Source organism: Mesorhizobium sp. BH1-1-4 (assembly GCF_020165665.1).
Taxonomy (GTDB): Bacteria; Pseudomonadota; Alphaproteobacteria; order Rhizobiales; family Rhizobiaceae; genus Mesorhizobium.
Genome location: NZ_JAIUIN010000007.1, coordinates 173,893 through 199,547 on the forward strand (window position 1 = coordinate 173,893; position 25,655 = coordinate 199,547).

Consider the following 25,655-nt stretch of genomic DNA (forward strand, 5'->3'; position numbering starts at 1 on the left):
TGCTTGCTCTCAGGCGTAATTGGCCCAGATGGCCTTCTGGCGCAGGAACGCCTCGATGCCGGCACGGCCCATATCCTTACCGAAGCCGGAGCCCTTGTAACCGCCGGCCGGATAGGTGAATTCCGGACCGCGCCCATGCTGGTTGATCCAGACCATGCCGGCCTCGATCGAATCCGCCGCCTTGAGCGCCTTCTTCAGGTCCGTGGTGTGGACGCTGGCGGCAAGCCCGTAGACCGGATGCGCGGCCTGCGCGAGCCCTTCCTCCAGGTCGGAAAAACTGCGCACCGTCAGCACCGGGCCGAAGAACTCATCCTTGAAGCCGATATTGTCGTCGGAGACGTTTTCCAGGATCGTCGGCGCGTAGAAGCTGCCTTCGTTGCGGCCTTCGAGCACCGTACCGCCGGTGACGACGGAGGCGCCCTGACTGATGCTTTCGCGAACCATCGTGTCGATGCGATCGAGCTGCTTGCGGCTGATGATCGGCGCGAAGGTGGTCGCCTCGTCCCAGGTCGGGCCGGCCTTGATCGCCTTCGTCCGGGCGATGACGCGTTCGACAAGCTGGTCGGCGATCTTGTCCTCGACGATCAGCCGGGAACCCGCCGTGCAGACCTGGCCGGCATTGTCCATGAAGGCAGCGGCGACACGGCCGGCGACCGCGTCGATGTCGCCGGCATCGGCCAGCACCAGTTGCGGGCTCTTTCCGCCGAGTTCGAGCGTGACCGGCTTGATGCCGGACTGGGCGGCAAGCGTCATGATGGCGGCGCCGGTCTGCGTCGACCCGGTGAACGAGATCTTCAATATATCGGGATGGCGCACGATTGCCGCGCCCGTCGTGTGGCCGTAGCCATTGATGACGTTGAACAGGCCCTTGGGAAGGCCGGCCTTGGCGGCGAGGTCGGCCAGCGCCAGCAGGCTGTGCGGGGTCAGTTCCGACGTCTTCATCACCACCGCATTGCCCGCGGCCAGCGCCGGTGCGAATTTCCAGGCGGCCGTGATCATCGGAAAATTCCAGGGAACGATCGCGCCGACAATGCCATAGGGCTCGTGTTTCACGATGCTCAACGCATTCGCCTCGGTCGAGGTGACCGTGCCTTCAATCTTGTCGCAGAATTCGGCGTAGTAGCGCACGACGCCGGCGGTGCGGATCGCGTCGCGAACAATCGTCATCGAGATCAGGCGGCTCGACCCCATCGCTTCCAATTGTCCGAGATAAATGGCGTTCTCTTCGATCAATGCGGCGAAACGCATCAGCACGGCGGCGCGGTCGCGCGGCGCGATCCTCGCCCAGCGGCTTTGCGCCAGAGCCTTCTTCGCGGCGTCGACGGCCAACTGCACCGCGGCTTCGCCGCCGTCGGTGATAATGCCCATATGCTGAAGGTCGGAGGGGCGCAGAACCTCGATCTCCGCGCCGGGCAGCTCGACATATTGGCCACCGATGTGGTGGCCCCTGGGGATGGCGACTGCGGCCGGGTCGAAACTCAGTGTCATTGAATGCTTTCCTTCTGCGGCCGAGGCGATCGCATGGGCTGGAACGAACATCGCATCGGCGATGTCGCTTGATGGTTGCGGCAGCGATCAGGCCTTCTCGGCCTCACGCGCCTCGAGGAACGGGCGAAGCAGGTCGGCCGATTCATGGAAGCGGCCGACGAACGTCTTCAGACGCGGATGTTCGGGATGCAGCAATACCTTGGCGGGCGGGCCCTGTTCCGCTACCAGTCCCTGATCGAGGAATACCACCCGGTCGGCGACCTCGAAGGCGAAGCCGAGCTCATGGGTGACGATCACCATGGTCATGCCGCTTTTGGCCAGTTCCACCATCGCCTTCATGACCTCGCCGACGAGTTCTGGATCAAGCGCCGAGGTCGGCTCGTCGAACAGCATGACCTTGGGCTGCATGGCCATGGCCCTGGCGATAGCGACGCGCTGCTGCTGGCCGCCGGAAAGCTGGCGCGGATATTTGTCCACGTGCTGCGCCAGGCCCATCAGATCGAGAAGCTTCAACGCTTTCTGACGTGCCTGTTCCTTCGGCTCCTTCTTGACGATGACCGGGCCTTCCATGACGTTCTCCAGCGCCGTCATGTGCGGGAAGAGGTTGAACTGCTGGAAAACCATGCCGGTCTTGGAGCGGATACGGTTGACCTCCTGGGCCGGTATCTGGGCGACGCTCTTGCCATCGGCCTGCCTCATGAACAGCGTCTCGTCATCGATGACGATGCCGCCGCTGCTCGGCATGTTGAGCAGGTTGATGCAGCGCAGGAGCGATGTCTTGCCCGATCCGCTGGCGCCGATCAGCACGACCACCTCGCCTTCGACGACCGACAGCTCGATGCCGTTGAGCACCCGCTTGTCGCCGAACTTCAGGCAGATGCTCTCCAGCCGCAGGACCGGTTTGCCGCTTTTTTCGGGGTTATTCGATTGGGTGATGCTCATTTTACGCTGGCCCCGCTCTTTTCGAGTTTCCGCGACAGCAGCGTCAGCGGCACCAGGATGATCAGGAAGATGACGCCGACGGCGGTGTAAACTTCCATCGGCCGATAGGTGAAGCTCGATATGTAGCTCGCCTGATAGAGCAGGTCCGGGACCGTGATCATCGACAGCAGCGTCGTGTTCTTCATCTGGATGATCGACTGGCCAGCCAGCGGCGGGATCATCTTGCGGAAAGCCTGCGGCAGGATGATGCGCCGCATGCGCTGGCCGTAGGACATGCCGATCGCCGTCGCCGCATCGGTCTGACCGGGATCCACGGACTGAACGCCGGCGCGCAAGATCTCGGCGTAGAAGGAGCCGACATAGCAGCTCAGCCCGATGAACCCGGCCCAGAATTTCGTGACATTGATGCCGGCGAAGATCGGGAATGCATAGTAGACCCACAAAAGCGTGACGAGCAGCGGAATGTTGCGGAAAAACTCGACATAGATCTGGCCGAGGACGACCAGTGGCTTGAACGTGCTCAGTTGGATAAGCCCGATGAACAAGCCGATCAGCATGCCCGCACCGATGGTGATCACGGTGAAGTAGAGCGTCATCAGAAGGCCCTGCCAGAGCAGCCCGATATTGTTGGTTATGACGGTGTAGTCGAACAGCATGTTGTCCTCACTGGTGCGATGCACGTCCAGTGGCGGCCTGACCGCCGCACCAGGCGGCGGTCAGGCCGTTGCGATCAGAAGGAAAAACCTGCCGGAAGGATCGACAGGTCGATGCCCCGAGCTTCCCACGAACGGGCAAGCTTGCCCTGGGCGAGGCCGAGCGAACGTTCCTGCAGGATCCAGTTGGTCAGGAAGTTGATGTAACCGGCATTGCCGGGCTTGCGTGCGACGGCAAGCGTTGCCGGGTTGCGCAGGATCGGCTCGGGAAGCGAGACATTGCCGATCTTCTGGTTGGTGATCTGCAGCGCATCGAAAATGGACAGCACGACACCATCGGCGCGGCCAGCCTGGAGTTCCATCAGCGCCAGGCCGCGATCTTCCACCGGCGTGACCTTGGCCTTCGGCAGCAGCGCTTCGGCGACGACCTGCATGGTGCTGCCCTTCTGCACGACGACGGTCTTATCCGGCGAATTGAGTTCGGCCCAGGTCTTGACCGGCTTGCCGGGAGGCGTCAGCACGGCCCAGGCGTCGGTGAACAGCGGCTCCCAGAGATAGTCGACGACGAGGCCGCGCTTCGGGTTCGGATTGACGCCGATGGCGATGTCGATCTTGTTGGACTGGAAATCGGCGGCCAAATTGCCCCAGGTCGTCTCGACCGGTTCGAGCTTGACGCCGAGCTGGGTCGCGATCTCGCCCAGGAATTCGTAGTAGAAACCGCTCCACTGGCCGGTGGCCGGATCCTTGATGTAGCCCGGCTCCTCGCCGGTCATCACCGGAACCTTGAGCACGCCGCTGGCGCGGATCTGGTCGATGACGGCGGATGGATTGTCGTCGGCCGAAGCGGCGATCGGTGCCGTGAGCAGGCCGAGGCCAATGGTCAAAGCGGCCATGAACGTACGCATTACTGTCAGTTTCATCTCATTCCCCTTTTCTGAGTTTATTGGTGATTACCGGCTTAGAAATCCCTGCGAGAGAGGGTCGCTCTTCTCGAAGTAAATGGTCTGGGTCGAGGTGATGAAGGCGGCGCCCTCGATCTCGATGATCATCGCCTCGCGGCCTTGCTCCTCGACACGCCGTTGCAGGCGCGCCTCGAACGGAATGCCGAAGATATTTTTGGCGTGATAAGTCTGGTCGGGGCCGATCAGCCCCTTCCCAAGCAGATGGGTCAGGCGCGCCGACGTGCCCGTGCCGCAAGGCGAGCGGTCGAACTTGTTGGATTCCAGGACGAGAAAATGCGTCGCCGAGGTTTCGCTGTCGGCATCGTAGAACAGCACGCTCGGCGCGGCCGCGCCCGCCAGCAGCGGCATGTCCCTGGTTGCCGCCTTGATCGCGTCCTTGATCCTGGAGCCAGCCAGCATCAAGGCCGACGCATTGTCCGGGACCAGCCTGAAGCAGAGCGGGGCCGCGTCCACCAGCGCGTACCACATGCCGGCATAGACGATCGCGGCATCGACCTGGCCGACACCTTCGACGGCAACGCCGAGATGCTCCAGCCCGACATAGCTCGGCACATTGGCAATCCGCACGCGGTCCAGCGAGCCGTCCTTGTTCCAGACCAGATGAACCGAAACGACGCCCGCCGGCGTTTCCAATGTGAAGCTGTCACCTGTCTCGGCAGAAATCTGCCCGGTGAAGGCCAGCGTCCGGGCAAGGCCGATGGTGCCGTGACCGCACATGTCGAGATAGACATAGGACGAGATGAAGAACGCGCCGTAGTCGGCCAAATCCGAGGCGACCGGCACCAGGCCGACCATCGCCGCATGGCCGCGCGGCTCATGCAGAAGCGCCGGGCGGAGATGGTCGAAGCGCTGGCGGAAATCGTCCCGCTTCTCGCGCACACTCGAACCGGACAGTTTCGGCACGCCGCTCAGGATCACTCGGGTGGGGTGGCCGGCGGTGTGGGAATCGATGACGCTGAACGCTGACGAGAAGCTGGACACGACCTAGCCCTCTCCGAAGGCGTCGCGAATGCCGGCCCGCATGCTCTGCCAGATTTCCCGGATGAGGTTTTCGGTCATCGCCTTGGCGCTTTCGCCATCGCCCGCGGTGATCGCATCATAGATGCGGGCGGTGTCGTCCAGGGATAGCTGGATGATCTTGGGATCCTGCTCGTAGGCGTGATAGCGATAGCGCAGGGCCTGCTTTTCCAGACCGCCCAGCAAGCGTGTCAGGGTCTTGTTGCCTGCCAGCGTGTAGGTCAGCAGAGAGCCGCGCACGTCGACGATGAAGAACTGTCGCGCATCGTTCCTGGCCTGAGCCTGCTTCAGCTCCGACAGAAGGTTCTTGAACTCGGCCTTCTTTTCAATGTCGGCGGATTCGGCGGCCTGTTTGGCGACCAGCCCCTCGAGTTCGATGCGGCAAGTGTAAACCTCGTCGAAATCGCGTTGCGTCATGGGCGAGACCCAGATGCCGCGCCTGGCCTCACGCATCACCAGACCGTCGCGCTCGAGCAGCCTCAGCGCCTCGCGCACCGGCGACCGGCTGACGCCGTAGCGCGCGGCGACCGTCTCCTCGGTCAAACGCTCCAGGGATTTGAGGCGACCGAAGATGATCTCCTCCTCAAGCATCTCGGCGAGGTTCTCGGGGATCGCGACCGACAATTTCTGGATGCGCGCTAAAATCATGTCGACACCATACTGTATACAATGTATAGGTCAAGCCATAGCGGAAACTTTCTTGTGACGTGCAATCTGCCGGCGGCTTTCCGCGCACCGCCGGGCCGGAAAGGGCCAGGACATGTATCCAGAGACGATCGAGTTGCTGATTGACGGCGCGTGGTGCCAGGGGTCGGACGGCAAGTCCGAAACATTGGTCAACCCCGCCACCGAAGAGGCGTTGGCAACCGTGCCGCATGCCACGGAGGTCGATCTCGACCGCGCTCTCGCGGCCTCGCTCAAAGGCTTCAGGCTATGGAAGACGATGACCGCCATGCAGCGCTGGGCGATCATGGACAAGGCCGCCGATCTGATCGAGCAGCGCAAGGACACGATCGCCCGCACGCTGACCATGGAAAACGGCAAGGCGCTGGCCGAGGCCACCGGGGAGGTGCAGTTCGCGGCGGATGCGACCCGCTGGTATGCCGAGGAAGGCAAACGCGCCTATGGCCGCATCGTCCCTGCCAGGCTGCCCGGCGTGCGGCAGATGGTGTTCAAGGAACCGGTCGGGCCGGTCGTCGCCTTCGCCGCATGGAACTTTCCGGCCAGCAATGTCATCCGCAAGATCGCGGGCGCGCTTGGCGCCGGCTGCTCGATCATCCTGAAGCCGGCGGAGGAAACGCCGGGAACGGCCGTGGCCATTGGCCGCTGCTTCCAGGACGCGGGCCTTCCGGCAGGTGTCCTCAACATCGTTTTCGGCGAACCGGCGAAGGTTTCGTCCTACCTGATCGCCTCGCCGATCCCCAAAAAGGTCTCTCTGACCGGCTCGACGGCGGTTGGCAAGTTGCTGCAGAAGCAGGCCGCGGATACGTTGAAGCGCTGCACCATGGAGCTTGGCGGTCACGCCCCGGTCATCGTTTATGAGGACGCCGATCTCGACAAGACGCTCGACACGGTCGTCGCCTTCAAGTTCCGCAATGCCGGCCAGGTCTGCACGTCGCCAACCCGCTTCTACGTGCATGAGGCCGTCTATGACCGCTTCATCGGAGGCTTCGCGGCCCGCGCCGAGAAGCTCAAGATCGGCAACGGCCTCGATTCAGGCGTCCAGATGGGACCGATGATCGCGCCGCGGCGGCTCGATGCCATGGACGCCCTGGTCGGCGACGCGACGGCGCGGGGGGCAACCGTCGTCAGCGGCGGCAAGCGGATCGGCAACAAGGGCTACTTCTTCGCCCCGACGTTGCTGCGGGACGTACCGGACACGGCGCGCATCATGTCGGAGGAGCCGTTCGGTCCGATCGCGCCGACCGCCACCTTCTCCACGTTCGACGCCATGATCGAGCGGGCGAATTCGCTGCCTTACGGTCTGGCTTCCTTTGTCTTCACCCGTAACCTCAGCCTCGCCCAGAAGACCGAGGCAGCACTGGAAGCCGGCATGGTCGGTGTCAACCATATGATGGTGTCGACGCCGGAAACGCCGTTCGGCGGTGTCAACGAATCCGGCTATGGCTCGGAGAGCGGCATCGAAGGCCTCGACGCTTATCTCAGGACAAAATTCGTCACCGAGATGTAAGGTCGACGCGCCTGACCGCATTTCGTGGCGATGGTGACGGCAAATGGCGGGCATCGCCTTTCAGGTACAGTGCGATGCCGCCATTGGCCCCTTGAACGGGTAAGTCGGACGCGCGTAAAATCGCGCTATCTGATTGAGTCTGCTACATTCGTTCGGGCTAATGTCCGCAACGGTCTGGGTATTTTCCTTGCTTACGGATGCAACCAGCGCGGCCAAGCGCGGCAAATCATTTGCCCATGTGGCGGAGGCCTCCTGGGGCAAGGGCCTCAGCACCTTGCTGCGCATCGTACGCATGACGCTGCGCCACCCCTGGCAGGTTGCCGTCACGCTCATCTCGACCTTCATCGCCGCGACGCTGCAGCTTTTCATTCCACGCCTGCTGGGACGCGCCATCGACCAGGCGCAAGGCGTGATGGCCGCCGGTGCCGGCACCGCGGCCGAGCAGGCGCTGTGGAACACGGCGCTGACGCTGCTGGTCGTCAGCATCCTGCGCGGCCTCTTCACCATGGCGCAGAATTACTATGGCGAGGCCGTCGGCCACCAGACCGGCTATGAGCTGCGGCTCGCCTTCTACGAGAAGATCCAGCGGCTGAGCTTTTCCTACCACGACAAGGTCCATACCGGCGACCTGATCACGCTCGGGCTGCTCGACCTCGACGGCGTGCGCATGTTCTTTTCGACAGGCATCCTGCGCGTGGTCCTGCTTGGCGTGCTGATCGGCGTCGGCGCCTATCTCCTGATCAGCACCGATCCCGTGCTCGGGTTGCTCAGCCTCAGCTTCATGCCGTTCGTCGCCTGGCGCTCTTCTGTGACGCAGCTCCGGCTGCGCAGCACCTGGCTCACCTTGCAGGAGCGGCTGTCGGTGCTGAGCCGGGTGATGGACGAGAATCTCGGCGGCATCCGTGTGGTACGCGCCTTCGCGGCGCAGCGGCATGAGTTGGCCAAATTCGACCGCGCCAAGCAGGCTGCGCTGGAACTCGCCAACGAGCGCGTCGACATCCGCGTCTCCAACACCGGCGCCATGAACTTCTCCTTCCTGGCCTCCATGGGCCTGGTTCTGTGGTTCGGCGGCCAGAAGGTGATCGCGGGGCAGATCAGCGTCGGCACGCTGGCCCAGTTCCTCACCTTCATGACCATATTGCAGATGCCGGTGCGCCAGCTCGGCCTGATGGTCAATTCCTTCGCTCGCGCCTCGACCTGCGGCACGCGGCTGTTCGAACTGCTCGATGCCGAACTCGACATCAAGGACGCGCCCGACGCCAGGGAGCTCGTCATCACCGACGGTGTGCTGCGCTTCGACAATGTCGGTTTCCGCTATGAGGGCGCAGGCGAGCGTCCGACGCTTTCCGGCGTTTCCTTCGAGGCCCGGCCCGGCGAAACCGTCGGCATCGTCGGCCCGCCAGGCAGCGGCAAGTCGACCATCGCGCATCTGATCCCGCGCTTCTACGACGTCACCTCGGGCGCGATCACCATCGACGGCCAGGATATACGCGGGGTCACGCTGCAATCGCTGCGCAAGGCGGTCGGCGTCGTGCAGCAGGACGCGTTCCTGTTCACCACCTCGATCGAGAACAACATCGCCTACGGCAACCCCTGGGCGCGCGAAACCCGCATCGGCCAGGCAGCCGAGTATGCCCAGCTGCACAACTACATTATCGGGCTTCCGGCCGGCTACACCACCGTCGTCGGCGAACGCGGCGCCTCGCTGTCCGGCGGCCAGCGGCAGCGCCTGACCATCGCGCGCAGCCTGATGCTCAAGCCATCGGTGCTGGTCTTCGACGATTCCACCGCGGCCGTCGACGCCGGCACCGAGCAGCGGATAAGAACGGCGATGAAGCGCTTCGCCCGAGATCGCGTGACGCTCATCATTTCGCACCGGCTGAGTTCGCTGATGCATGCCGACCAGATTCTATTCATCGAGGGCGGACGGATCGTCGAACGCGGCACGCATGAGGACTTGCTGGCGCTCGGCGGACGCTACCGCGCGCTCTACGATCTGCAACTGCGGCCGGACGACAATCGGCTCGAGGGAGCCGCCTGATGTCGCCCCAGGACGACCACGAGAGGGAAGACAAAAGCGGCCGCCCGACCAAGGCTGTCGTCGGCTCGCACCGCGACGAGGAAGAGGTTTTCGGCAAGGTCTACGATCCGCGCATCGTCAGGCGCATCTGGAGCTTCGTCAGACCATACCAGGGCCGTATCTTCATCTCGGTCGCCGCCGTGCTGGTGTTCACGCTGACGCAACTGGCGATCCCGCTGGTCATCCGTTACGCAATCGATCACGGCATGGCGCCCGGCAAGCTCGACCGCTCGGTGATGATCACCGCGATCATCGCTTTCACGGTGATCATCCTCATCAATTACGCGGCCAGCCATGTGCAGGAGAGCGTCGTCGGCAAGGTGGCGGAAAACGTGCTGTCCGACCTGCGCCGCGCCATGTTCAGCCATTTGCAGCGGGTCTCGCTGAGCTTCATGGACAAGACCGAGGTCGGCCGGCTGATGTCGCGCCTCCAGGGCGACGTCAATTCGATGCAGGAATTTCTCGAAACGTCGGTCATGTCCGTCGGCGACATCGTGCTGTTGTTCGGCATCGTCACCGTCCTGCTCTGGCTCGACTTCCGGCTCGGGCTGCTGACACTGTCGACCATGCCGATGCTGTTCATCGTGCGCCTGTTCTGGCTGCCGCGCGCCAAGGTCGCCTTCATGGCGGCGCACGAAACCAACTCGATCGCCAACGGCGCGCTGGCCGAAGGCATCCACGGCGTGCGCACGGTGCAGAGCCTGGAGCGCCAGCATGTCAATTTCGACCTTTACGACGAGAAGGTGCTGGCCAATCTCGATGCCCATCTGCGGTCGGCGAAATACGCGCAGGTGATGGTGCCGATCGTCGATACGCTGACCGGCATCGCCATGGCGACGGTCATTGTCGTCGGCGGTTCGATGGTGCTATCGCACAGCCTCGACGTCGGCGTCATGGTGGCGTTCCTGTTCTATATCCAGCGCTTCTTCGACCCGATCCGCTCGCTCACCATGCAGTACTCCGTCATGCAGCGCGCCATGGCCTCGGGCCAGCGCATCTCCGAAGTGCTCGACGTGCCGGTGGATGTCAGCGACAGGGAAAACGCGGTGGCGCTGTCGCGCGACATGGACGGGTCGGTCGAGTTCAAGAATGTCACCTTCGGCTACCGGCCGAACCAGCCGGTGCTGAAGAACATCACCTTCCGTGTCAATCCGGGCGAGACCGTCGCGCTTGTCGGCCCGACGGGATCGGGCAAGTCGAGCTCGATGGCATTGGTGCACCGATTCTACGACGTTTGGTCGGGTGAGGTCCTGGTCGGCGGCCATGATGTGCGCGACCTGACGCAGGATTCGCTCGGCGACCAGGTGGCCATGGTGCTGCAGGAGCCGTTCCTGTTCTCCGGCACGGTGCTGGAAAACATCCGCTACGACAAGACATCAGCCAGCCGCGAAGAGGTGGTGCGCGCGGCACAAGCCGTCGGCGCGCACGACTTCATCGAGCAATTGCCCCAGGGTTACGACACCGAGCTCGAACAACGCGGCGGCAATCTCTCGCTCGGCCAGCGCCAGCTGATCAGTTTTGCGCGAGCGCTGGTGGCCGACGCCAAGATACTGGTGCTCGACGAGGCGACAGCCAGCATCGATTCCTACACCGAGATGCTGATCCAGAAGGCGCTGATCAAATTGCTTGAAGGCCGCACCGGGCTGGTCATCGCGCATCGCCTCGCCACCATCCGCGGCGCCGACCGCATCATCGTTCTGCAGAATGGCGAGATCGTCGAAAGCGGCAACCACGAACAGCTGATGCGGAAGAAGGGCCTCTACGCCCGGCTCTACAACATGAACTACGCGTCCTTCGACGACATTTCCGAGGAAGAGATGGGAATGGACGCGGCGGCCGGAAAAGCGACGTGAGCGGTATCGGCTGGGTTCGACCGGGAATGCCTCCAAGCCCTTCCCGACAGGGCCTAGTTGCGAGATCCCCTGACGTGGCCGCTGACCTGAACGCCGTCCTCGGCGCGCAGATATAGAAAGCCGGGAATGGAGATCAGCGGGATGATCGCGGTCAGCAGGAATACCTGGTGAAAGCGTTCCGGCGTGAGCACGTGGCTCTCGCCGGCAATCAGCCCCAGCAGCATGGCGGCGATCGAGACGCCGAGCGACACGCTGAGCTGCTGCAGCACGCCGCCGAGGCTGGTGGCGCGGCTGAGCTTGTGCGCCGGCAGATCGGCATAGGACAGGGTGTTGGAGGTCATGAACTGCGCCGACCGGACGATGCCGAACAGGAAGACATAGAAACCGATCCGCCAATGCGGCGTATCGGGGCCCATCAGGGCAAAGCCCGCCACGGTGGCCGAGCCGACTATGGCGCTGCCGATCAGCACGACACTGAAGCCGAAGCGGCGCAGCAGTGGCGACAGCAGCGGCCGCATGAGCAGCGCGCCGAAACTGCCGACGAATGTCAGCGAGCCTGACGTGACCGGGCTCATGCCGAAGCCGACCTGCAGCATCAGCGGCAAAAGGAACGGAACGCCGTTGAGACCCACACGGCACAGGCCGCCCGCCAGCGTGCCGACCCAGAACGAACGGAACCGAAACAGCGTCAGGTCGACGGCCGGCGCCACGACGCGGCGCGCATAGCGCCCGAAGGCGAGCAGCAGCAGGACGGAAGCGGCCAGCACCAGAACCGTCGCGGACACGGGAATGATCGGCCGGCCGATGTTTTCCAGCCCGAATTGCAGCAGCGCCACGCCGCAACCCACCATCAGGAACCCGGCAAAGTCGAAGCGCTGCACCGCTTCCTCGTGGAAATCGTCGACGAAGCGCAGCGCCGCCAGGATTCCAACGCAACCGAACGGCACGTTGACGTAGAATATCCAGCGCCACGACGCGTAGGTGGTCAGCAGGCCGCCGAGCAACGGCCCGATGACTGGCCCCATGATGGCCGGCAAGGTCATGTAGGTCATGGCGGTGATCAGGCCGCTGCGCGGAAAGCTGCGCAGCAGGATCAGCCGCCCGACCGGCGTCATCATGGCACCGCCCAGCCCCTGCAAGGCACGCATGGCCAGCAGCATGCCGAAACTGTCGGCCATGCCGCACAGCGCCGAGCCGAGAGTGAAGGTGAAAAGCGCCAGCGCGAACACCCTGCGCGCGCCGAACCTGTCGGCGAACCAGCCGCTGACGGGAATGAACACGGCGAGCGTCAGTATATAGGTGGTGATCGCCAGGTTCAGCCTGACCGGCGTCGTGTCCAGGCTGTGCGCGATGGCCGGGATCGCGGTGGTGATGATGGTGGAATCGAGCTGCTCCATCAGAAAGGCGATGGCAACGATGATCGGGATGATCAGCCTCAGCCTCGGGTCGCGCTCGGTGGCAAATTGAGGCTGGTCCAATACTCTGGCCAATTCCGTCATGCAGGTGGCTTGTATGCCCTGGCCAAAGTGGCGCATCCCGGATCAAAGGCAAGATTGCCTTGTATGGGCCAGCCGGCCCGATCGCAGGCCGTCTTATGGTCCCACAAACAGACGAGCGGTAGTCATTTCCGCTTCGCGGGAAGTCAACAAATCTTGACCGGCGCCGTGAATTGACGGGCATCGGCAAGACAGTCGACGGTGCCACGACGCCGCGCGAAGACATTGCCGTTTTTGGCGGATGCCGTCTTGGGTCGTCTTCAAGATGCCAGGGACTACGCCATTTCAGGTCGTCTTGATGCCTCGCGGATCGCCTTGTGCACCTCGCGCTGCAAATCCATGAAGGCTGGCGTTTCCATCACCTCTTCCCGGCGCGGGCGCTCGATGTCGACGTTGAAGGTCTTCATGATGCGTCCGGGGCCGATGCCCATGACGACGATGCGGTCCGACAGATAGACGGCCTCCTCGACGTCATGCGTGACGAACAGCACGGTGAGCCGGTGCTCTTCCCAGATCTGGGTCAGGAGTTCCTGCATCTGATGCCGGGTCAAGGCATCGAGTGCGCCGAAAGGCTCGTCCATCAGCAGCATTTTGGGGCGATAGGAAAGCGCGCGCGCGATGGCGACGCGCTGCTTCATGCCACCCGAAAGTTCCGACGGGAAGCGATCGGCACTTTGCGACAGCTTGACGAGATCGAGATGCTCGAGCGCGATCTCGCGACAGCTCGTGCGATCATAACCGGCGGCCTTGAGGGCAAACTCGATATTCTGCCGCGCCGTCAGCCAGGGAAGCAGCGTGTAGGACTGGAAGACGACGCCGCGGTCGAGGCCCGGCTGCAGGATCGGCGCGCCGTCGATGCTGAGATCGCCGGCGTCGAAATCCTGCAGTCCGGCGACGATCGACAGCAGCGTGCTCTTGCCGCAGCCCGACGTGCCGACGAGCGAGACGAACTCATTGTCGGCAAGGTCGAGATTGATGTCGCGCAGCACTTGTGTACGCCGCTCGCCGGTGCCGAAGCTCTTGTCGAGACCGGCGATCCGCAATTTGGGAACAGTCATCGGCGGTTCCTCATTGCGAGTGGCCGTCCTGCCGGAACAGCACCTTCTCCAATGCCTTCATGACCTGGTCGGTGATCAGGCCGAGCACGCCGAGCAGCAGGATGTAGCCGATGATGGTGTTGGTCTGGAAATAGCGCTGCGACACGGTGATGCGATAGCCCAGACCGGACGTCGCGGCGACGAGTTCGGCCAGCACCAGCCAGGTCCACGCCCAGCCGAGACTGATGCGCAGCGTGTCCCATATGCCCGGCAAGGCGCTGGGCACGACGATGCGCGTCAGTATCTTGCGGTCCGGCAGGCCGAGCGTTCGCCCAAGACCGATGAAATCGGCGGGCACCCGTTTCACATTGTCCATGATCATCAGCACCTGCTGGAAGAACGTGCCGATGAAGATGATCAGGAATTTCTGGGTGTCGCCTGTGCCTGCCCACAGGATGGAGAGCGGCACAAAGGCGACGACCGGCATGTAGCGGATGAAATCCACCAGCGGCTCGATGGCCGCCTCCCAGGAGCGGAAACTGCCGATCAGCACGCCGATCGGTATGGACAGTGCCGAGGCGAGGAGGAAGCCGATGGAAATACGGTAGATCGAGGCCCTGAGATCGAGCCACAAGGTGCCGTCGGCTGCGAGCTTGGCAATCTGGGTCGCGACGCTGCCGGGTGACGGCAGGAAGATGGGTTTCACCCATCCGAGCCCGGTCGCCGCCCACCAGGCAAGGCCAAGGCCAACAAAGACGGCCACCGCTATGGTCAGGAAGCGCGCCCTCGCGATGGGCACGCCGATCCCGGAGGATCGGCGTCTTGCCGGTCTTGCGGCCGGCGCCGGTGCCGTGCGGGCCAAGCCGGTTTTCGCGGGAGGCGCCCCGGTCATCCGCGTTACCACCGCGATCCGGATCTCGTCACTGCGCCGCCTTGACGAAGGACGGATCGATCATCTGCTCGGGTGTCACATCGGCCTGGAGCAGCTTGGCGTTCTTGGCGGCCGCTTCGACATCGGCGAATGTCTTGGTGGTAAACTCGCCGGTGAGCGCCGTCTTGTTTTCGGCGAGCGAGTAGTAGCGCACGCCGTCGAAAGCGGTATTGAGGTCCTTGACGTCGGAACCGACCGCCTTGGCGATGATGGCCCGACCACCAGGCGTGTCGGCGTTATAGTCCTTGAGCGCGGCGTCCCAGCTCTTGATCATGGCCAGCACCTGGCCGGGCCGCGACTTGATAACCTCGTCGCGCACCACCAGCACGTCGCTGATCAGGCCGGGATCCTCGCCGGCGGTGAACAGCAGCTTGACGTCCTTGTTCTGCGCCATGGCAACGGTGAGATAGGGCTCGTAGGTGACCGCGGCCGGTACGCGGCCGGCGATCAGGGCGCCGCCGGCATCGGCGGCGGGCATCGGTACCGGCTGGATATCGGCGACCGACATGCCGTTCCTGGCGAGCGCGTATTTGAGCAGGATGTCGCTCGTCGTGCCTTCCTCGAAAGCGACCTGCTTGCCCTTGAGATCGGCGATGGAGGTGACGTCCTTGCCGGCGACGATGGCATCGGCCGTCATGGAGACATCGAGCAGCAGCACGATCTTCACCGGCAGACCGGCCGCGACCATGCCCATCGCCGTGTGGGTGGCGATATTGGCGGCGTCGAGCTGGCCGCTGGCGAGTGCGGCGTTGATATCCTTGTCCTCGGCGAAATTGACGATCTGGACGTCCGACAGGCCATTGGTCTTGAACAAGCCCTTGGCGTCGGCGACGTGCCACTGGCCATATCCGAGCCAGGGCTCGATGCCGATCTTGAACGATCCCGCCTCGGGCGTCGTGGGAATGGCCGCATCGGCAGCATAGGCCGCGGGTGCGGCGGCGAGCCCGACGGCAACGGCCATGGCCAACGCGCGAAATTGTCCTGCTAGGTTAAGCGTCATCTTTCGTTCCCCTTGATGATCAGACCGCTTTTCTACCCAGGGCGTCCGGTCTGGTGAGATTGCGGGGGTCTGCTCTTGCGGCATTGTGCCTCGGCGTCTTACCCGCCACTTCATGGTTGAAGTGCTGACACATTTCAGCCTCAGCGGCAGCGGATGTCAAGGCTAAAATACATACATGCATATACAAGTTGGAGCGGCTAGAATTTTACGTTGATCAGCGCGAGTCCTCCACCCGACCCCTTATGCTTTTTCGGGATCGATCCGGTCAAAAAAACCGGTCACCCGGTCGGTTCCGCCATCGGGCTCGCTGCCGACCATAACCGCGACTGAAAAACCAATGAGAGACGAGACCGGCGTGTGGCTTCGCGCGCCAGCCCGCAGGTTCATGACCAGGGTCGGCGACAGGAACAGCCCCAAGCGCAGCACGGTTCGCCAATCCGCCGGCAGCATGCCGCGACGCTTGAGTTTCAGCAGCAAGGGCCGCCACAGGTCGACCGCCTTCACTTCCAGAAGGTCGCTGCGGACCGGGCTCAAATCCCAGTCCGTGTCGACATGCAGAAAATCGCCATCCAGCCGCGCTCGCGCTTGAAAAGCCTGTGTCGCCATGGCCGGATCGTAGAGCCAGAACGGGTGGGCGAAGATGTTGTGGAACGTCGCCTTCACCTCGGCCAACAGCGTGGGGATGTGCGAGCCGGCAAAGGCGGGATCGAAGAAGGACAGTTCCGCCCCTCCTGCTTTCTCCACGTACCAGACATTGGCATTGTGGGCGTCGCCATGCGCCACCACACCGCCGGCATCGGCAAGCCTGTCCGGCCGCAGGCGCTCCGCGGCGGCGTCGAAAAGTTCGCCGATGCTGCTGATGTAGCGCCGGCCGTTGATGACGAACTTCAGCCGGGAGAACTGGTCCCAACCAAGTTCCACGCCGGGAAAGACAAACGGCTTGCCGACGTAGAAATCGGCCAGGCGGCCCCCTGGCGACAAACGCGTATCGGCGTCGATCAGCCGCTCGTGGAACAGCCGATGGATCGGCTCCGCCGACACCTGCGCGACGGTCACCGGATGCAGCGTTTCCAGATAGACATCGAGCAGCCTGGCGGACAGGTCGCGCTCGGCAAGAACCGCCTCGCGCCGTCCGCCGGCATCGTCCCTGGTATCCAGCGCGAACAGCACATCCGAAAATCTCGGATCCGTACGCCGGCGATAGACAAGGATCTGCTCGCCGGGCTGGGCGGACATGTGCACGGGCTGGTCGACCGGCAGGCCGGCGCGCGACAGGATTTCGGCGCGATAATATTCGCCGGCCATCGCCTCTTCCCGTTCCTCCTGATGAAACTTGAAGAAGTATGCTTGACCCTCGCTGTCGAAGAAGCCGTTCAACGAATTAAGGCTGTATTTGTCGACATTGATGCGGACATTGCCGGGGTTCATTCCAAACAGGTCGCCCAGCAATGCCGACAGCGCACGTTGCGCTTCGGCGACATCATGCTGCGCGAGAGCCCTGATCCGCGCCGTGCGGCTCGGTGTCGCCGTCATCAGTCGTTCCTTCCAGGCGATCCGCCGGTCAAGCGTGACGCGATTATTATCAGTACATGTACATACATTAGCGGCCAAACCTTCTCGGGATGCTTTGGCTATCGACTTCATCCTGTCCTGGAAGGCGAGTAGCGGCTGCCAAGCGAATAGCGGCTGCCGGCATAGGTCAATTTGCTGATCGTGGCCACGACCGCCCCCGTCCATGTCCGGCGATGCAGGAGAAGGCAGCAACTGCCGACGTCGATTGCCAGATGCCGCGCGGTCTCCTTGTCGGCCGGGATGGCGGAGATGATATGCTCGACCTCGGTCACCGGGGTCTTCTGCATGAGATAGTCATAGGTTGCCGTCTTGGCGAAGTCCTGCTTGTCATAGTCGGGTATCAGGCCCGGATTGACGAAGCGCTCCTCCAGTTGCACCGGCAGGTCGTTCTCGAAATTGACGACGACGGAGTGATAGATCGAAACCCGCTTCGCAAACTCGAACGACAGAGCGAGTTCCTTGGTCGGCATGATGGTTTCGAGGACGAGGACTTCGGAACGATGCCTGTTGCCGCGCTCGACGATCTCGGCGGCGATGTTGTTGATCTCGATCAGCGTCGATTGCGGCCGGGGTGGCGCGATGAACGTTCCGACGCCCTGCAGCCGGATCAGGAATCCGGCGGCGGTCAGCTCTCGCAGAGCCCGGTGAACCGTCATCCGCGAAACGCCCAGCGAAACCACCAGCTCGTTCTCCGACGGCAGCTTGCGATCCTTGCCCCACCGGCCTGTTCCGATGTTGGTCAGGATGTAGTCCTTCACCTTCTCGTAAAGGGGGCTCGCCGTGTCGGGCAAATCGATCATTTCAAAAGTCCTTTCCGGCAAACTATTGGAAATCAACGATGTTCGGCAGGTTGCCGCATGCGGATGATTGTTTTCAAGCCATCGCTCTTGCCCGCAAGCAGCCGCTCATAGGCGGCTGGAATCTCGTCGAGGCCGATCTCACGATCGATCAGCGCCAGCAGCGGCTCACTGAGTTCCCCCAGCATCCGTACGGCCACGGGCAATTCGTCGGCAAAGGCATGGCATCCCAGCAACGCGATTTCGCGTTCGACCAGAAGATTGGGATCAATGTCGAGACGCCCGTGGAAGATGCCGACCATGGCCACCGTGGCGCCGGAATCGAGCACGCCGAGCAGCTTATTGAAGGCAGCTATACTGCCGGTCGCTTCGACGGCCGCCAGCAGCGAAGTGTTGGCTGTTGCGGCGGCAATGGCATCACGGTCGAGATCGACGATCGTGGCGCCCGTCACCCGCGCCACGCGGGCACAACGTGCCTGGTTGCGGTCGGCGACAAGTACGGTGCCGGCGAAAGTTCGGGAAAGCAGCAGCGCGGCAAGACCACCGATCGGCCCGCAGCCGACGACAAGCACCGCGCTCGCCGTCTTCGGCAGACGCCGCACCGCGTGCAGCGCGACCGCGAGCGGCTCGGCCATGGCGGCGACCCGTTCGTCAAGGCCGGCGTCGATCACGTGCAGCAAACGTGCGGGCAACACCACCTGTTCGGCAAAACCGCCATCGCAGATTTCGCCAACGAAGCCCAGCGCGACGCAGAGATGCCGCCTGCCGGCATGGCATTGCGCGCAGTCTCCGCACCAGAAACGGGAATCGGCGACCACCCTGTCGCCGACGGCGATTGTACCGACGCCCTCGCCGACAGCGATCACCGTGCCGGTCAGTTCGTGGCCGGCCGTCGAGGGCGACCGGCTTATCCATTGGCCGGTGCGGAAATTGTGCAGGTCCGAACCGCAAATGCCGGCGGCATCGACGCTGAGCTTCACCCAGCCGGCATCTGGAATGCCAGGTGCCGCGATGTCCTCGACGCGCAGATCCCCAGGTCCATAAAGCCTTGCCGCCTTCATCGCCATCGCCTCCCCTCAGCCGGCGAGATAGCGGTCGCGGATTTCCGAGACCGCGTTTTCGTGCGAGCTGAAACCCTCGTAGCGGGCGAGCCTGCGGGCATGCAGCGCCAGTTCAGGATAGGCGGCCGAGGTGACATAGCCGACCGACGAGCGCTTGACGAAATCCGTCACCGAAAGCGGCCCATAGGTGCGCGCCCAGCGGCTGGTCGGCAGCACGGCATTGGGCCCAAGCACGAAGTTTGCAAGGGTCACGGGCGTATGCGGGCCCATCAGGATCTCGGCCGCCTCCGTGATGTGGCCGAGATGCGCGAATGGCTCCGTCGAGAGGATTTCGAGATGTTCGGGCGCATAGTCGTTGATGAAGCGGTAGGACTCTTCCAGCGATGCGGTCAGGACGATGCCGCCGCGCTTTCCCGTCAGCACCGCGCGCGAGAATTCGACGCGCTGTTCGGTCATGCGCGACCAGTGTTCGGGAAGTGCTGCAAGTGCTGCCTCGGCAACCTTGCGGCTGTGCGTCACCAGATAGGCCGAGGAATCCGGTCCGTGCTCGGCCTCGATCAGCAGATCGAGCGCGGCAAGGCCGCCATCGACGCTGTCGTCGGCAAAGATGATGGCTTCCGACGGTCCGGCCGGCAGACCGGTGTTGATGATCGAGGACAACACGCTCTTGGCCGCCACCACCCAGGGGCTGCCGGGGCCAACGATCTTGAGCGCCGGCTTCACTGTCTCGGTGCCGTAGGCGACGGCGGCGACGGCCTGCGCGCCGCCACATTTGTAGACGGTGTCAACCCCGGCGAGACGAGCAGCGACCAGCGTGGCCGCATCCACGGAACCGTCCGCTGTCGGCGGCGTCACGATCGCTATCCGCGGCACGCCGGCAATGACGGCCGGGACCGACGTCATCATCGTCACCGAGGGAAAGGCGCCCTTGCCGCGCGGCACGTAAAGCGCGACGGAGGCGATCGGCGTATACCTGTCACCGGCATAGGCGCCCGGCCGGACCTCCTTGAGCCACATGGTTTCCGGCTTCTGCTCCTCGTGGAAGCGCCTGATGTTGTCGATGCCGAAGCCGATGCTCTCCACGACTTCCTTCTCGACCTTGTCGAATGCCGCGTCGAATTCCGCTTCCGACACCTTCAGTTCGCCTTCGGCCACATTGGCCTTGTCGAGTTCCCTGGCAAAGCGGATCAGGGCGGCGTCACCCTCGTCCCTGACCGCCTGGATGATCGGGCGGACTTTTTCGACAAAGACCGACAGATCACCCTCGGCGCGTTTCAGCAACCCGGCCCGCTGGGTGGCATCGAGGGACGACAGATCGTGGAAGCTGATGTCGGACATGGATTTTTCCTTCAGTTCAGAGCGCATTGTGCCGACCGGTCACATCGCGGAAGACATTCAATTCGAAACATCGGCGATCCCCCTCAGATCGAGGCGAGGAAACCGCCATCCACCGGAATGGACTGGCCGGTTATGTAGGCGGCGGCATCCGAGGCAAGGAACACGGCGACGCCGTGCAGGTCGCGGAGGTCGCCGAAACGATGCTGCGGGATCTTGGCCAGCATGGATTGCCGCCAGGTCTCGTTGTCGTAGAACGCCTCCGTCATCGCCGTCCTGAAGTAGCCCGGGGCGATGGCATTGACCCTGATGCCAAGCTGCGCCCACTCCGCCGCCAGCGCCCGGGTCATGCCGAGCAGGCCCGACTTGGACGAGCCGTACGGCACCGCCGTCGGGATGCCGACTTCCGACGTCAGCGAGCAGAGGTTGATGATGGCGCCGGGCCGACCGGCATCCCGCATCTGCCGCGCCGCGGCCTGGGCGCAGAAGAACGCCCCTTTGAGATTGGTGTCGACGATCCGGTCCCACAGCGCCTCGTCGACATCGAGCGAGGGGCGCACCTCCTCCACCCCGGCATTGTTGATGAGGATGTCGAGGCCGCCAAGCAGGCGGGCTGCCTCGCCAACGGCCGCGCGGCAGCGCTCGACATCGGTCACATCAAGGGCAATGGCATGCGCGACCCCGCCGGCGGCGCGGATGGCCGCCGCCGTCTCGTCGAGCGAGTCCAGGCTGCGCGCGGTGACCGCGACGTCGGCGCCGGCCGCGCTGAGCGCCTCGGCGAGGCTGCGCCCAATGCCACGACTTGCGCCGGTCACGAGCGCCTTCCTGCCGGAGAGGTCGAAAAGAGCAGCGTTGCGCATATGATCCTCCTTGGCCGCTCCGGTCGCGTTGCGCAGAGACTATCAGGTCAACTTACATATACAAGCATATACAAACGACATTGAGTGCGATAGTGGTTACGTCGTCCGCCCCCGGGCTCGATCGCATGCTTGGCTCGCCCGGACGAGATCCCGCGGCGGCGATTTGTTCGAGGCTTGCGGACAACAGCATCGGCCCGCGATGGAGGAGACCAAACTTGTCCAAAGCTTCAGACATGGTCAGAACCGAAGTCAAGCGTCTGTCACCTTACAATTCCGGGCTGACCATCGGCGAGGTGATGCTGCGATACGCCCCGGCCAGGATCGCCAAGCTGGGCTCGAATGAAAACCCCATCGGCCCGAGCCCGACCCTGGCCAGGATGATGCAGGGCGGCTCCGAAATGTTCCGGCTCTATCCGGATCCGACCGGGCGCGAACTGCGGCAGGCCATCGCCGCCAGACATGCGGTCGGCGAAGACCAGGTCATTCTCGGCAACGGTTCGGAGGATCTTCTCTCCGTCATCAGCCGTGCCGTCCTGCGGCCGGAAGATGCCGTCGTCACCCTCTATCCATCGTTCCCGCTGCACGAGGACTATGCCACGCTGATGGGCGCGAGCGTCAAACGTGTCGGCGTCAACGACGATCTCAGCATCGATGTCGACGCGCTCATTGAGGCCGTGCGCGAACGGCCCCGCATGCTCCTGTTCTCGAACCCGATGAACCCGGTCGGCAGCTGGCTCTCCGGCGGCGAAATGTCGAAGCTCCTGGATGCTGTCAGCGACGAGACGCTGATCGTCATGGATGAGGCCTATGCCGAATATGCCGAGGGCGACGACTATGTCTCGTCCCTGCCCCATCTGAGCAAACGCGATCAACCCTGGATCGTGCTGCGGACATTTTCCAAGGCGTTCGGCCTGGCAGGGCTGCGGATCGGCTTCGGCATTGTCGGCGACCCGCAATTGCGCGCGCTGCTCGACAGGGTGCGCACGCCGTTCAACGCCAATGGCGTCGCGCAGGCCGCCGCGCTGGCGGCGCTCGCGGATGACGAGCACCTGGCCAAGGTCGTCGCGCTGGCCAGGACGGAGCGGGCACGCGTCGAGAGTTTCCTGACCGGCAAAGGCCTCGAAGTCGCTCCGTCCCGGGGCAACTTCCTGTTCTTCGACTGCCGGCAAGATGCCACCGCCTTCGTCGAAGGCCTGCTGCGGGACGGCGTCATCGTCAAACCCTGGAAGCAGGAAGGCTTCGACACCTATGTGCGCGTCAGCATCGGCTCGCCGTCGGAGAACGACCACTTCATGACCGCGCTGTCGCAATTGTTGTGATCTCCCGAGCCCCGGCGGAATTGCCTGGCGCACCCGACACCAAAGTCTGGGTCTGCCGCGCGTGCACGATATCGGGCAATTGAAAACCAGCTTGCCCGTCAAGCCCGCCGCCCTATCGTAAGAGCCCGTCATATGCTGGAAAGCAGCCCGCCCAGGAGCCTCTACCGCGAAACGGCCAGCGGCACCGGCAACTATCCTTCCCTGGCCGGTGCGCAGCGCGCAAGGGTCGCCATTGTCGGCGGCGGCTTCACGGGCCTGTCGACCGCCTTGCATCTGGCGGAAGCCGGCGACGACGTCTGTGTGCTCGAGGCCCACCAGCCGGGCTCTGGTGCGTCGGGCAGGAATGGCGGCCAGGTCAATCCCGGGCTCAAATACGATCCCGGCACGATCGAGGCGATGTTCGGCTCCGACCTCGGGTCGCGGATGATCGACTTCTCCTACGGTGCGCCAGATTTCACCTTCGACCTCATCAAGCGCCTGTCGATCGAGTGCGAGGCCCGGCAGAACGGCACCATACGCGCGGCCGTCCGGCCGAAGCCGGAAGTCGCGGTGCGGACCACAGCGGCGCAATGCGTGCGACGGGGGATGCCCGTCGAAATGCTGGACGCCGAGGCCATGGCGGCGCGAACCGGAACCGACAGATACATATCCGGCATGTTCGACGCCCGCGGCGGCGATCTCCATCCCCTGAAATACACGCTGGGCCTTGCTGCGGCGGCCCAGAACGACGGCGCGCGGATATTCGGCGATAGCGAAGTCCTCTCGCTTGGCCGCGAGGCCGGGCGATGGCTCCTCAAGACGGCAAGCGGGTCCGTCAGCGCCGACAAGGTTCTTGTCGCGACCAATGGCTATACCGGAGCCCTGTGGCCGGGCCTGGAGCAATCTTTGGTGCCGGTGTTCAGCGCCATCGCGGCGACCGAACCGCTGCCGCCGGCGGTGGCGGCGGCAATTCTCCCGCACAGGCCCGTCGTCTACGAGGCGGGCAACATCACCGTCTATTACCGGATCGACGCGCGGAACCGGCTTCTCATGGGCGGCCGGGGACCGATGAGACCCATCGGGGATGCTTCCGCCATCCGCTACCTCACCGACTATGCGCCGCGGCTCTGGCCGGCGCTCGCGGGAACTGCGTGGACACATGGCTGGAACGGCCGGGTCGCGATCACCGGGGATCATCTCCCGCACGTTCACGAGCCGGAAGACGGCGTGCTGATCTGCCTTGGCTACAACGGCCGTGGCGTCGCCATGGCCTCGGCGATGGGCAAGGCGCTGGCAAATCGCCTTCGCGGCGACGCGACCGCTCCCTTCCCCATGCCGATATCGGGACTGAAGCCCATCCGGTTCCATCGCTTCTGGCCGCTTGGCGTCAAGGCGGCGATCCTTTCGGGCCGGGTGAAGGACCGGTTCGGCCTCTGACGAGACAAGCCGGCCCGGCCTGACGGCCCATGGGATCGCAGCCTGGCTAGGCCGCGATCGGTTTGTTGCAACGTCGTTCCAGTACGCGAACGCGAGGCTGAGCCATTTTTGGCCCCTCCAGGTGCCCGCCACGGGCCGATCAAATTATAGGCACACTTGCCGATTGACAAAAATCATAACAGGCGACCAAGATCATATGACCATCAACGATCTTGGTCCCGAGGTTGCCCCTCGGCATTGGCGAAAAGGAGAGCCAGATGCCCGTTCAGCAGAGAGTGACCCATCGTTCGAAACAAAGCCCCGTCAGCTTCATCCTTGCCACCGCGCTAAGCCTCGGCCTGATCACCGGACCCGGCATTGCCCATGCCGACGGGATCACGCTCAAGGTTTTCGGCGGCTCAGCCCTTGACGAACTCGCACCGCGCCAACCGCCGGACGAACAGAAGAAAATCCAGCAGCAGGTCATCGACGGTTTCCTCAAAGCCAATCCCGACGTGACCGCGGTCGAATGGGACGCGCAGGGACCGCAGACCGATTCGATCCAGCGCCTGATGACCGCCAAGCTGGCGAACCAGGAAATGGACCTGATCGCCTGCCCGGCCTTCTACACCAACGGCGCCTATGTCAGGCGCAAGCTGATCATACCGATCACCGACAAGATCAAGCCGTTCCAGGACCGGATCGACGCCGCGGCACTTGGCGCCTTCACCATCAGCGGACAGGTCTACGGCGTGCCGATCTCGACGCTGTCGACATCGACGATCTTCTACAATGTCGACCTGTTCCAGAAGCTCGGCGTCCCGGTTCCGCCGACCTATGACGACCTCAAGGCAGCCGTGCCGAAGTTGAAGGCCGAAGGCGTGATCCCGCTCTTGCATCAGGGTTCGAACACCGTGATGTGGCCGATGTGGTACTTCGAGACCTTGTCGCAGGCCTCGGGCGACGCCGTCGGCAAGACCCAGAAGAACCTGGAAGGCACGGCGAAATTCACCGACGCGCCCGATGTCGAAGGGTTCAAGCTGATCAAGCAATGGGTGGACGACGGCATCCTGTCCAAGGATTCGCTTTCGGTCGACCAGGACGGCATGCGGGCCGCCTTCGCCGCCGGCAAGAGCGCCATGTATTATGGCGGCACGTGGGAAATCCCATCGCTCCAGGCCAGCGTGAAGACGTTCAAATGGGGTGTCTTTGCCTTTCCGAAAATGGACGGAACGCCGGGCGCGCCGGGCCATGGCGGCGGCGCCGACAACGGTATGTGCGTCTCCTCGTCTATCCCCCCCGAGAAGCTCGATGCGGCGGTCAAGTTCATCGAATATCTGACAAGGCCCGAGGTGGCGACGCTCTATCTTGCGCCGGAGCAGCCGATCGCCGCCTCGATCAAGGGCGTGCCGCAAGTCGACGACGCCTATGCCGTCGAACTGCGCAAGCAGGCCTTCCCGAGCACGATCAAGTTCCTCGACTGGATCTGGCCTTCGGAAGTCGCGACCGCCACGGCTTCGGCCATCGCCGGCATCGTCGGCGGCACGACGACGCCGGAGGACGCCGCCGCCTCGATCCAGGCCACCTTCGACGACCTCAAGGCCCAGGGCAACTGGCCGCCCAAATAGGGCATCCAGGCGCGCGCGCCCCTGCCAAGCCATCAGCG

Annotated in this window: 21 protein-coding genes; 6 read left to right on the top strand and 15 right to left on the bottom strand. The window is 63.6% G+C overall.

Going from position 1 to position 25,655, the window contains the following annotated elements:
• Positions 1-9: 9 nt before the first annotated feature.
• The 6 genes from LB569_RS15280 to LB569_RS15305 form a co-directional block, all read right to left on the bottom strand.
• Positions 10-1,488, bottom strand: coding sequence for an aldehyde dehydrogenase family protein (locus LB569_RS15280; protein WP_224693040.1), 1,479 nt, complete (start codon positions 1,486-1,488; stop codon positions 10-12).
• An 87-nt stretch (positions 1,489-1,575) separates the two neighbouring features.
• Complete coding sequence (locus LB569_RS15285; protein ID WP_224693041.1) at positions 1,576-2,430, bottom strand: amino acid ABC transporter ATP-binding protein; 855 nt, start codon at positions 2,428-2,430, stop codon at positions 1,576-1,578.
• Positions 2,427-3,110, bottom strand: a complete 684-nt coding sequence (locus tag LB569_RS15290; RefSeq protein ID WP_411910159.1) for an amino acid ABC transporter permease — start codon at positions 3,108-3,110, stop codon at positions 2,427-2,429. Before LB569_RS15290 ends, LB569_RS15285 begins: the two co-directional genes overlap by 4 nt.
• A 50-nt stretch (positions 3,111-3,160) precedes the next feature.
• On the bottom strand, positions 3,161-4,003 hold the full coding sequence (locus LB569_RS15295; RefSeq protein ID WP_224693042.1) for a transporter substrate-binding domain-containing protein: 843 nt from the start codon (positions 4,001-4,003) through the stop codon (positions 3,161-3,163).
• A 30-nt stretch (positions 4,004-4,033) separates the two neighbouring features.
• The gene (locus LB569_RS15300) at positions 4,034-5,026 is read right to left on the bottom strand and encodes a proline racemase family protein (RefSeq protein WP_224693043.1); all 993 of its coding nucleotides are present in this window, start codon (positions 5,024-5,026) and stop codon (positions 4,034-4,036) included.
• Between the two features lie 3 nt (positions 5,027-5,029).
• A complete protein-coding gene (locus LB569_RS15305; protein WP_140705262.1) occupies positions 5,030-5,710 on the bottom strand; it encodes a GntR family transcriptional regulator in 681 nt (226 codons plus the stop codon).
• Between the two features lie 112 nt (positions 5,711-5,822).
• Between LB569_RS15305 and LB569_RS15310 the strand changes: the two genes are divergently transcribed.
• The 3 genes from LB569_RS15310 (at position 5,823) to LB569_RS15320 (ending at position 11,186) form a co-directional block, all read left to right on the top strand.
• Positions 5,823-7,253: an NAD-dependent succinate-semialdehyde dehydrogenase gene (locus LB569_RS15310; protein ID WP_224693044.1), complete on the top strand. Its 1,431-nt coding sequence runs from the start codon at positions 5,823-5,825 to the stop codon at positions 7,251-7,253.
• 160 nt (positions 7,254-7,413) lie between these two features.
• Entirely contained in the window at positions 7,414-9,294 is a 1,881-nt protein-coding gene (locus LB569_RS15315) for an ABC transporter ATP-binding protein (RefSeq protein WP_411970232.1), read from the top strand.
• Entirely contained in the window at positions 9,294-11,186 is a 1,893-nt protein-coding gene (locus LB569_RS15320; protein ID WP_224693046.1) for an ABC transporter ATP-binding protein, read from the top strand. The genes LB569_RS15315 and LB569_RS15320 overlap by 1 nt, the downstream gene beginning before the upstream one ends.
• Before the next feature lie 53 nt (positions 11,187-11,239).
• Here LB569_RS15320 and LB569_RS15325 read toward each other — a convergent pair whose 3' ends face one another.
• The 9 genes from LB569_RS15325 to LB569_RS15365 form a co-directional block, all read right to left on the bottom strand.
• Positions 11,240-12,664 carry a DHA2 family efflux MFS transporter permease subunit gene (locus LB569_RS15325; RefSeq protein WP_224693047.1) on the bottom strand — a complete coding sequence of 475 codons (1,425 nt, stop codon included), beginning with the start codon at positions 12,662-12,664 and terminating at the stop codon, positions 11,240-11,242.
• Between the two features lie 293 nt (positions 12,665-12,957).
• The gene (locus tag LB569_RS15330) at positions 12,958-13,740 is read right to left on the bottom strand and encodes an ABC transporter ATP-binding protein (protein WP_140705255.1); all 783 of its coding nucleotides are present in this window, start codon (positions 13,738-13,740) and stop codon (positions 12,958-12,960) included.
• A 10-nt stretch (positions 13,741-13,750) separates the two neighbouring features.
• Entirely contained in the window at positions 13,751-14,518 is a 768-nt protein-coding gene (locus LB569_RS15335; RefSeq protein ID WP_224693048.1) for an ABC transporter permease, read from the bottom strand.
• Positions 14,519-14,639: 121 nt separating this feature from the next.
• Positions 14,640-15,650, bottom strand: coding sequence for an ABC transporter substrate-binding protein (locus LB569_RS15340; RefSeq protein ID WP_224693049.1), 1,011 nt, complete (start codon positions 15,648-15,650; stop codon positions 14,640-14,642).
• Positions 15,651-15,890: 240 nt separating this feature from the next.
• The gene (locus tag LB569_RS15345) at positions 15,891-17,183 is read right to left on the bottom strand and encodes a hypothetical protein (RefSeq protein ID WP_224693050.1); all 1,293 of its coding nucleotides are present in this window, start codon (positions 17,181-17,183) and stop codon (positions 15,891-15,893) included.
• 107 nt (positions 17,184-17,290) lie between these two features.
• On the bottom strand, positions 17,291-18,022 hold the full coding sequence (gene hutC, locus LB569_RS15350) for a histidine utilization repressor (RefSeq protein WP_224693051.1): 732 nt from the start codon (positions 18,020-18,022) through the stop codon (positions 17,291-17,293).
• A gap of 32 nt (positions 18,023-18,054) precedes the next feature.
• Positions 18,055-19,080, bottom strand: coding sequence for a zinc-dependent alcohol dehydrogenase (locus LB569_RS15355; RefSeq protein WP_224693135.1), 1,026 nt, complete (start codon positions 19,078-19,080; stop codon positions 18,055-18,057).
• Positions 19,081-19,095: 15 nt separating this feature from the next.
• A complete protein-coding gene (hisD, locus tag LB569_RS15360) occupies positions 19,096-20,418 on the bottom strand; it encodes a histidinol dehydrogenase (RefSeq protein ID WP_224693052.1) in 1,323 nt (440 codons plus the stop codon).
• Between the two features lie 83 nt (positions 20,419-20,501).
• Positions 20,502-21,275, bottom strand: a complete 774-nt coding sequence (locus tag LB569_RS15365) for an SDR family NAD(P)-dependent oxidoreductase (protein ID WP_224693053.1) — start codon at positions 21,273-21,275, stop codon at positions 20,502-20,504.
• A 215-nt stretch (positions 21,276-21,490) separates the two neighbouring features.
• Here LB569_RS15365 and LB569_RS15370 point away from each other — a divergent pair, with 215 nt between their 5' ends.
• The 3 genes from LB569_RS15370 (at position 21,491) to LB569_RS15380 (ending at position 25,617) form a co-directional block, all read left to right on the top strand.
• A complete protein-coding gene (locus LB569_RS15370; protein WP_263491219.1) occupies positions 21,491-22,594 on the top strand; it encodes a histidinol-phosphate transaminase in 1,104 nt (367 codons plus the stop codon).
• Positions 22,595-22,726: 132 nt separating this feature from the next.
• Entirely contained in the window at positions 22,727-24,010 is a 1,284-nt protein-coding gene (locus tag LB569_RS15375) for an NAD(P)/FAD-dependent oxidoreductase (protein WP_224693054.1), read from the top strand.
• A 257-nt stretch (positions 24,011-24,267) separates the two neighbouring features.
• Positions 24,268-25,617 (top strand): ABC transporter substrate-binding protein, encoded by a 1,350-nt coding sequence (locus tag LB569_RS15380; RefSeq protein ID WP_224693055.1) that lies wholly within the window; start codon positions 24,268-24,270, stop codon positions 25,615-25,617.
• The last annotated feature ends 38 nt before the right edge of the window (positions 25,618-25,655 follow it).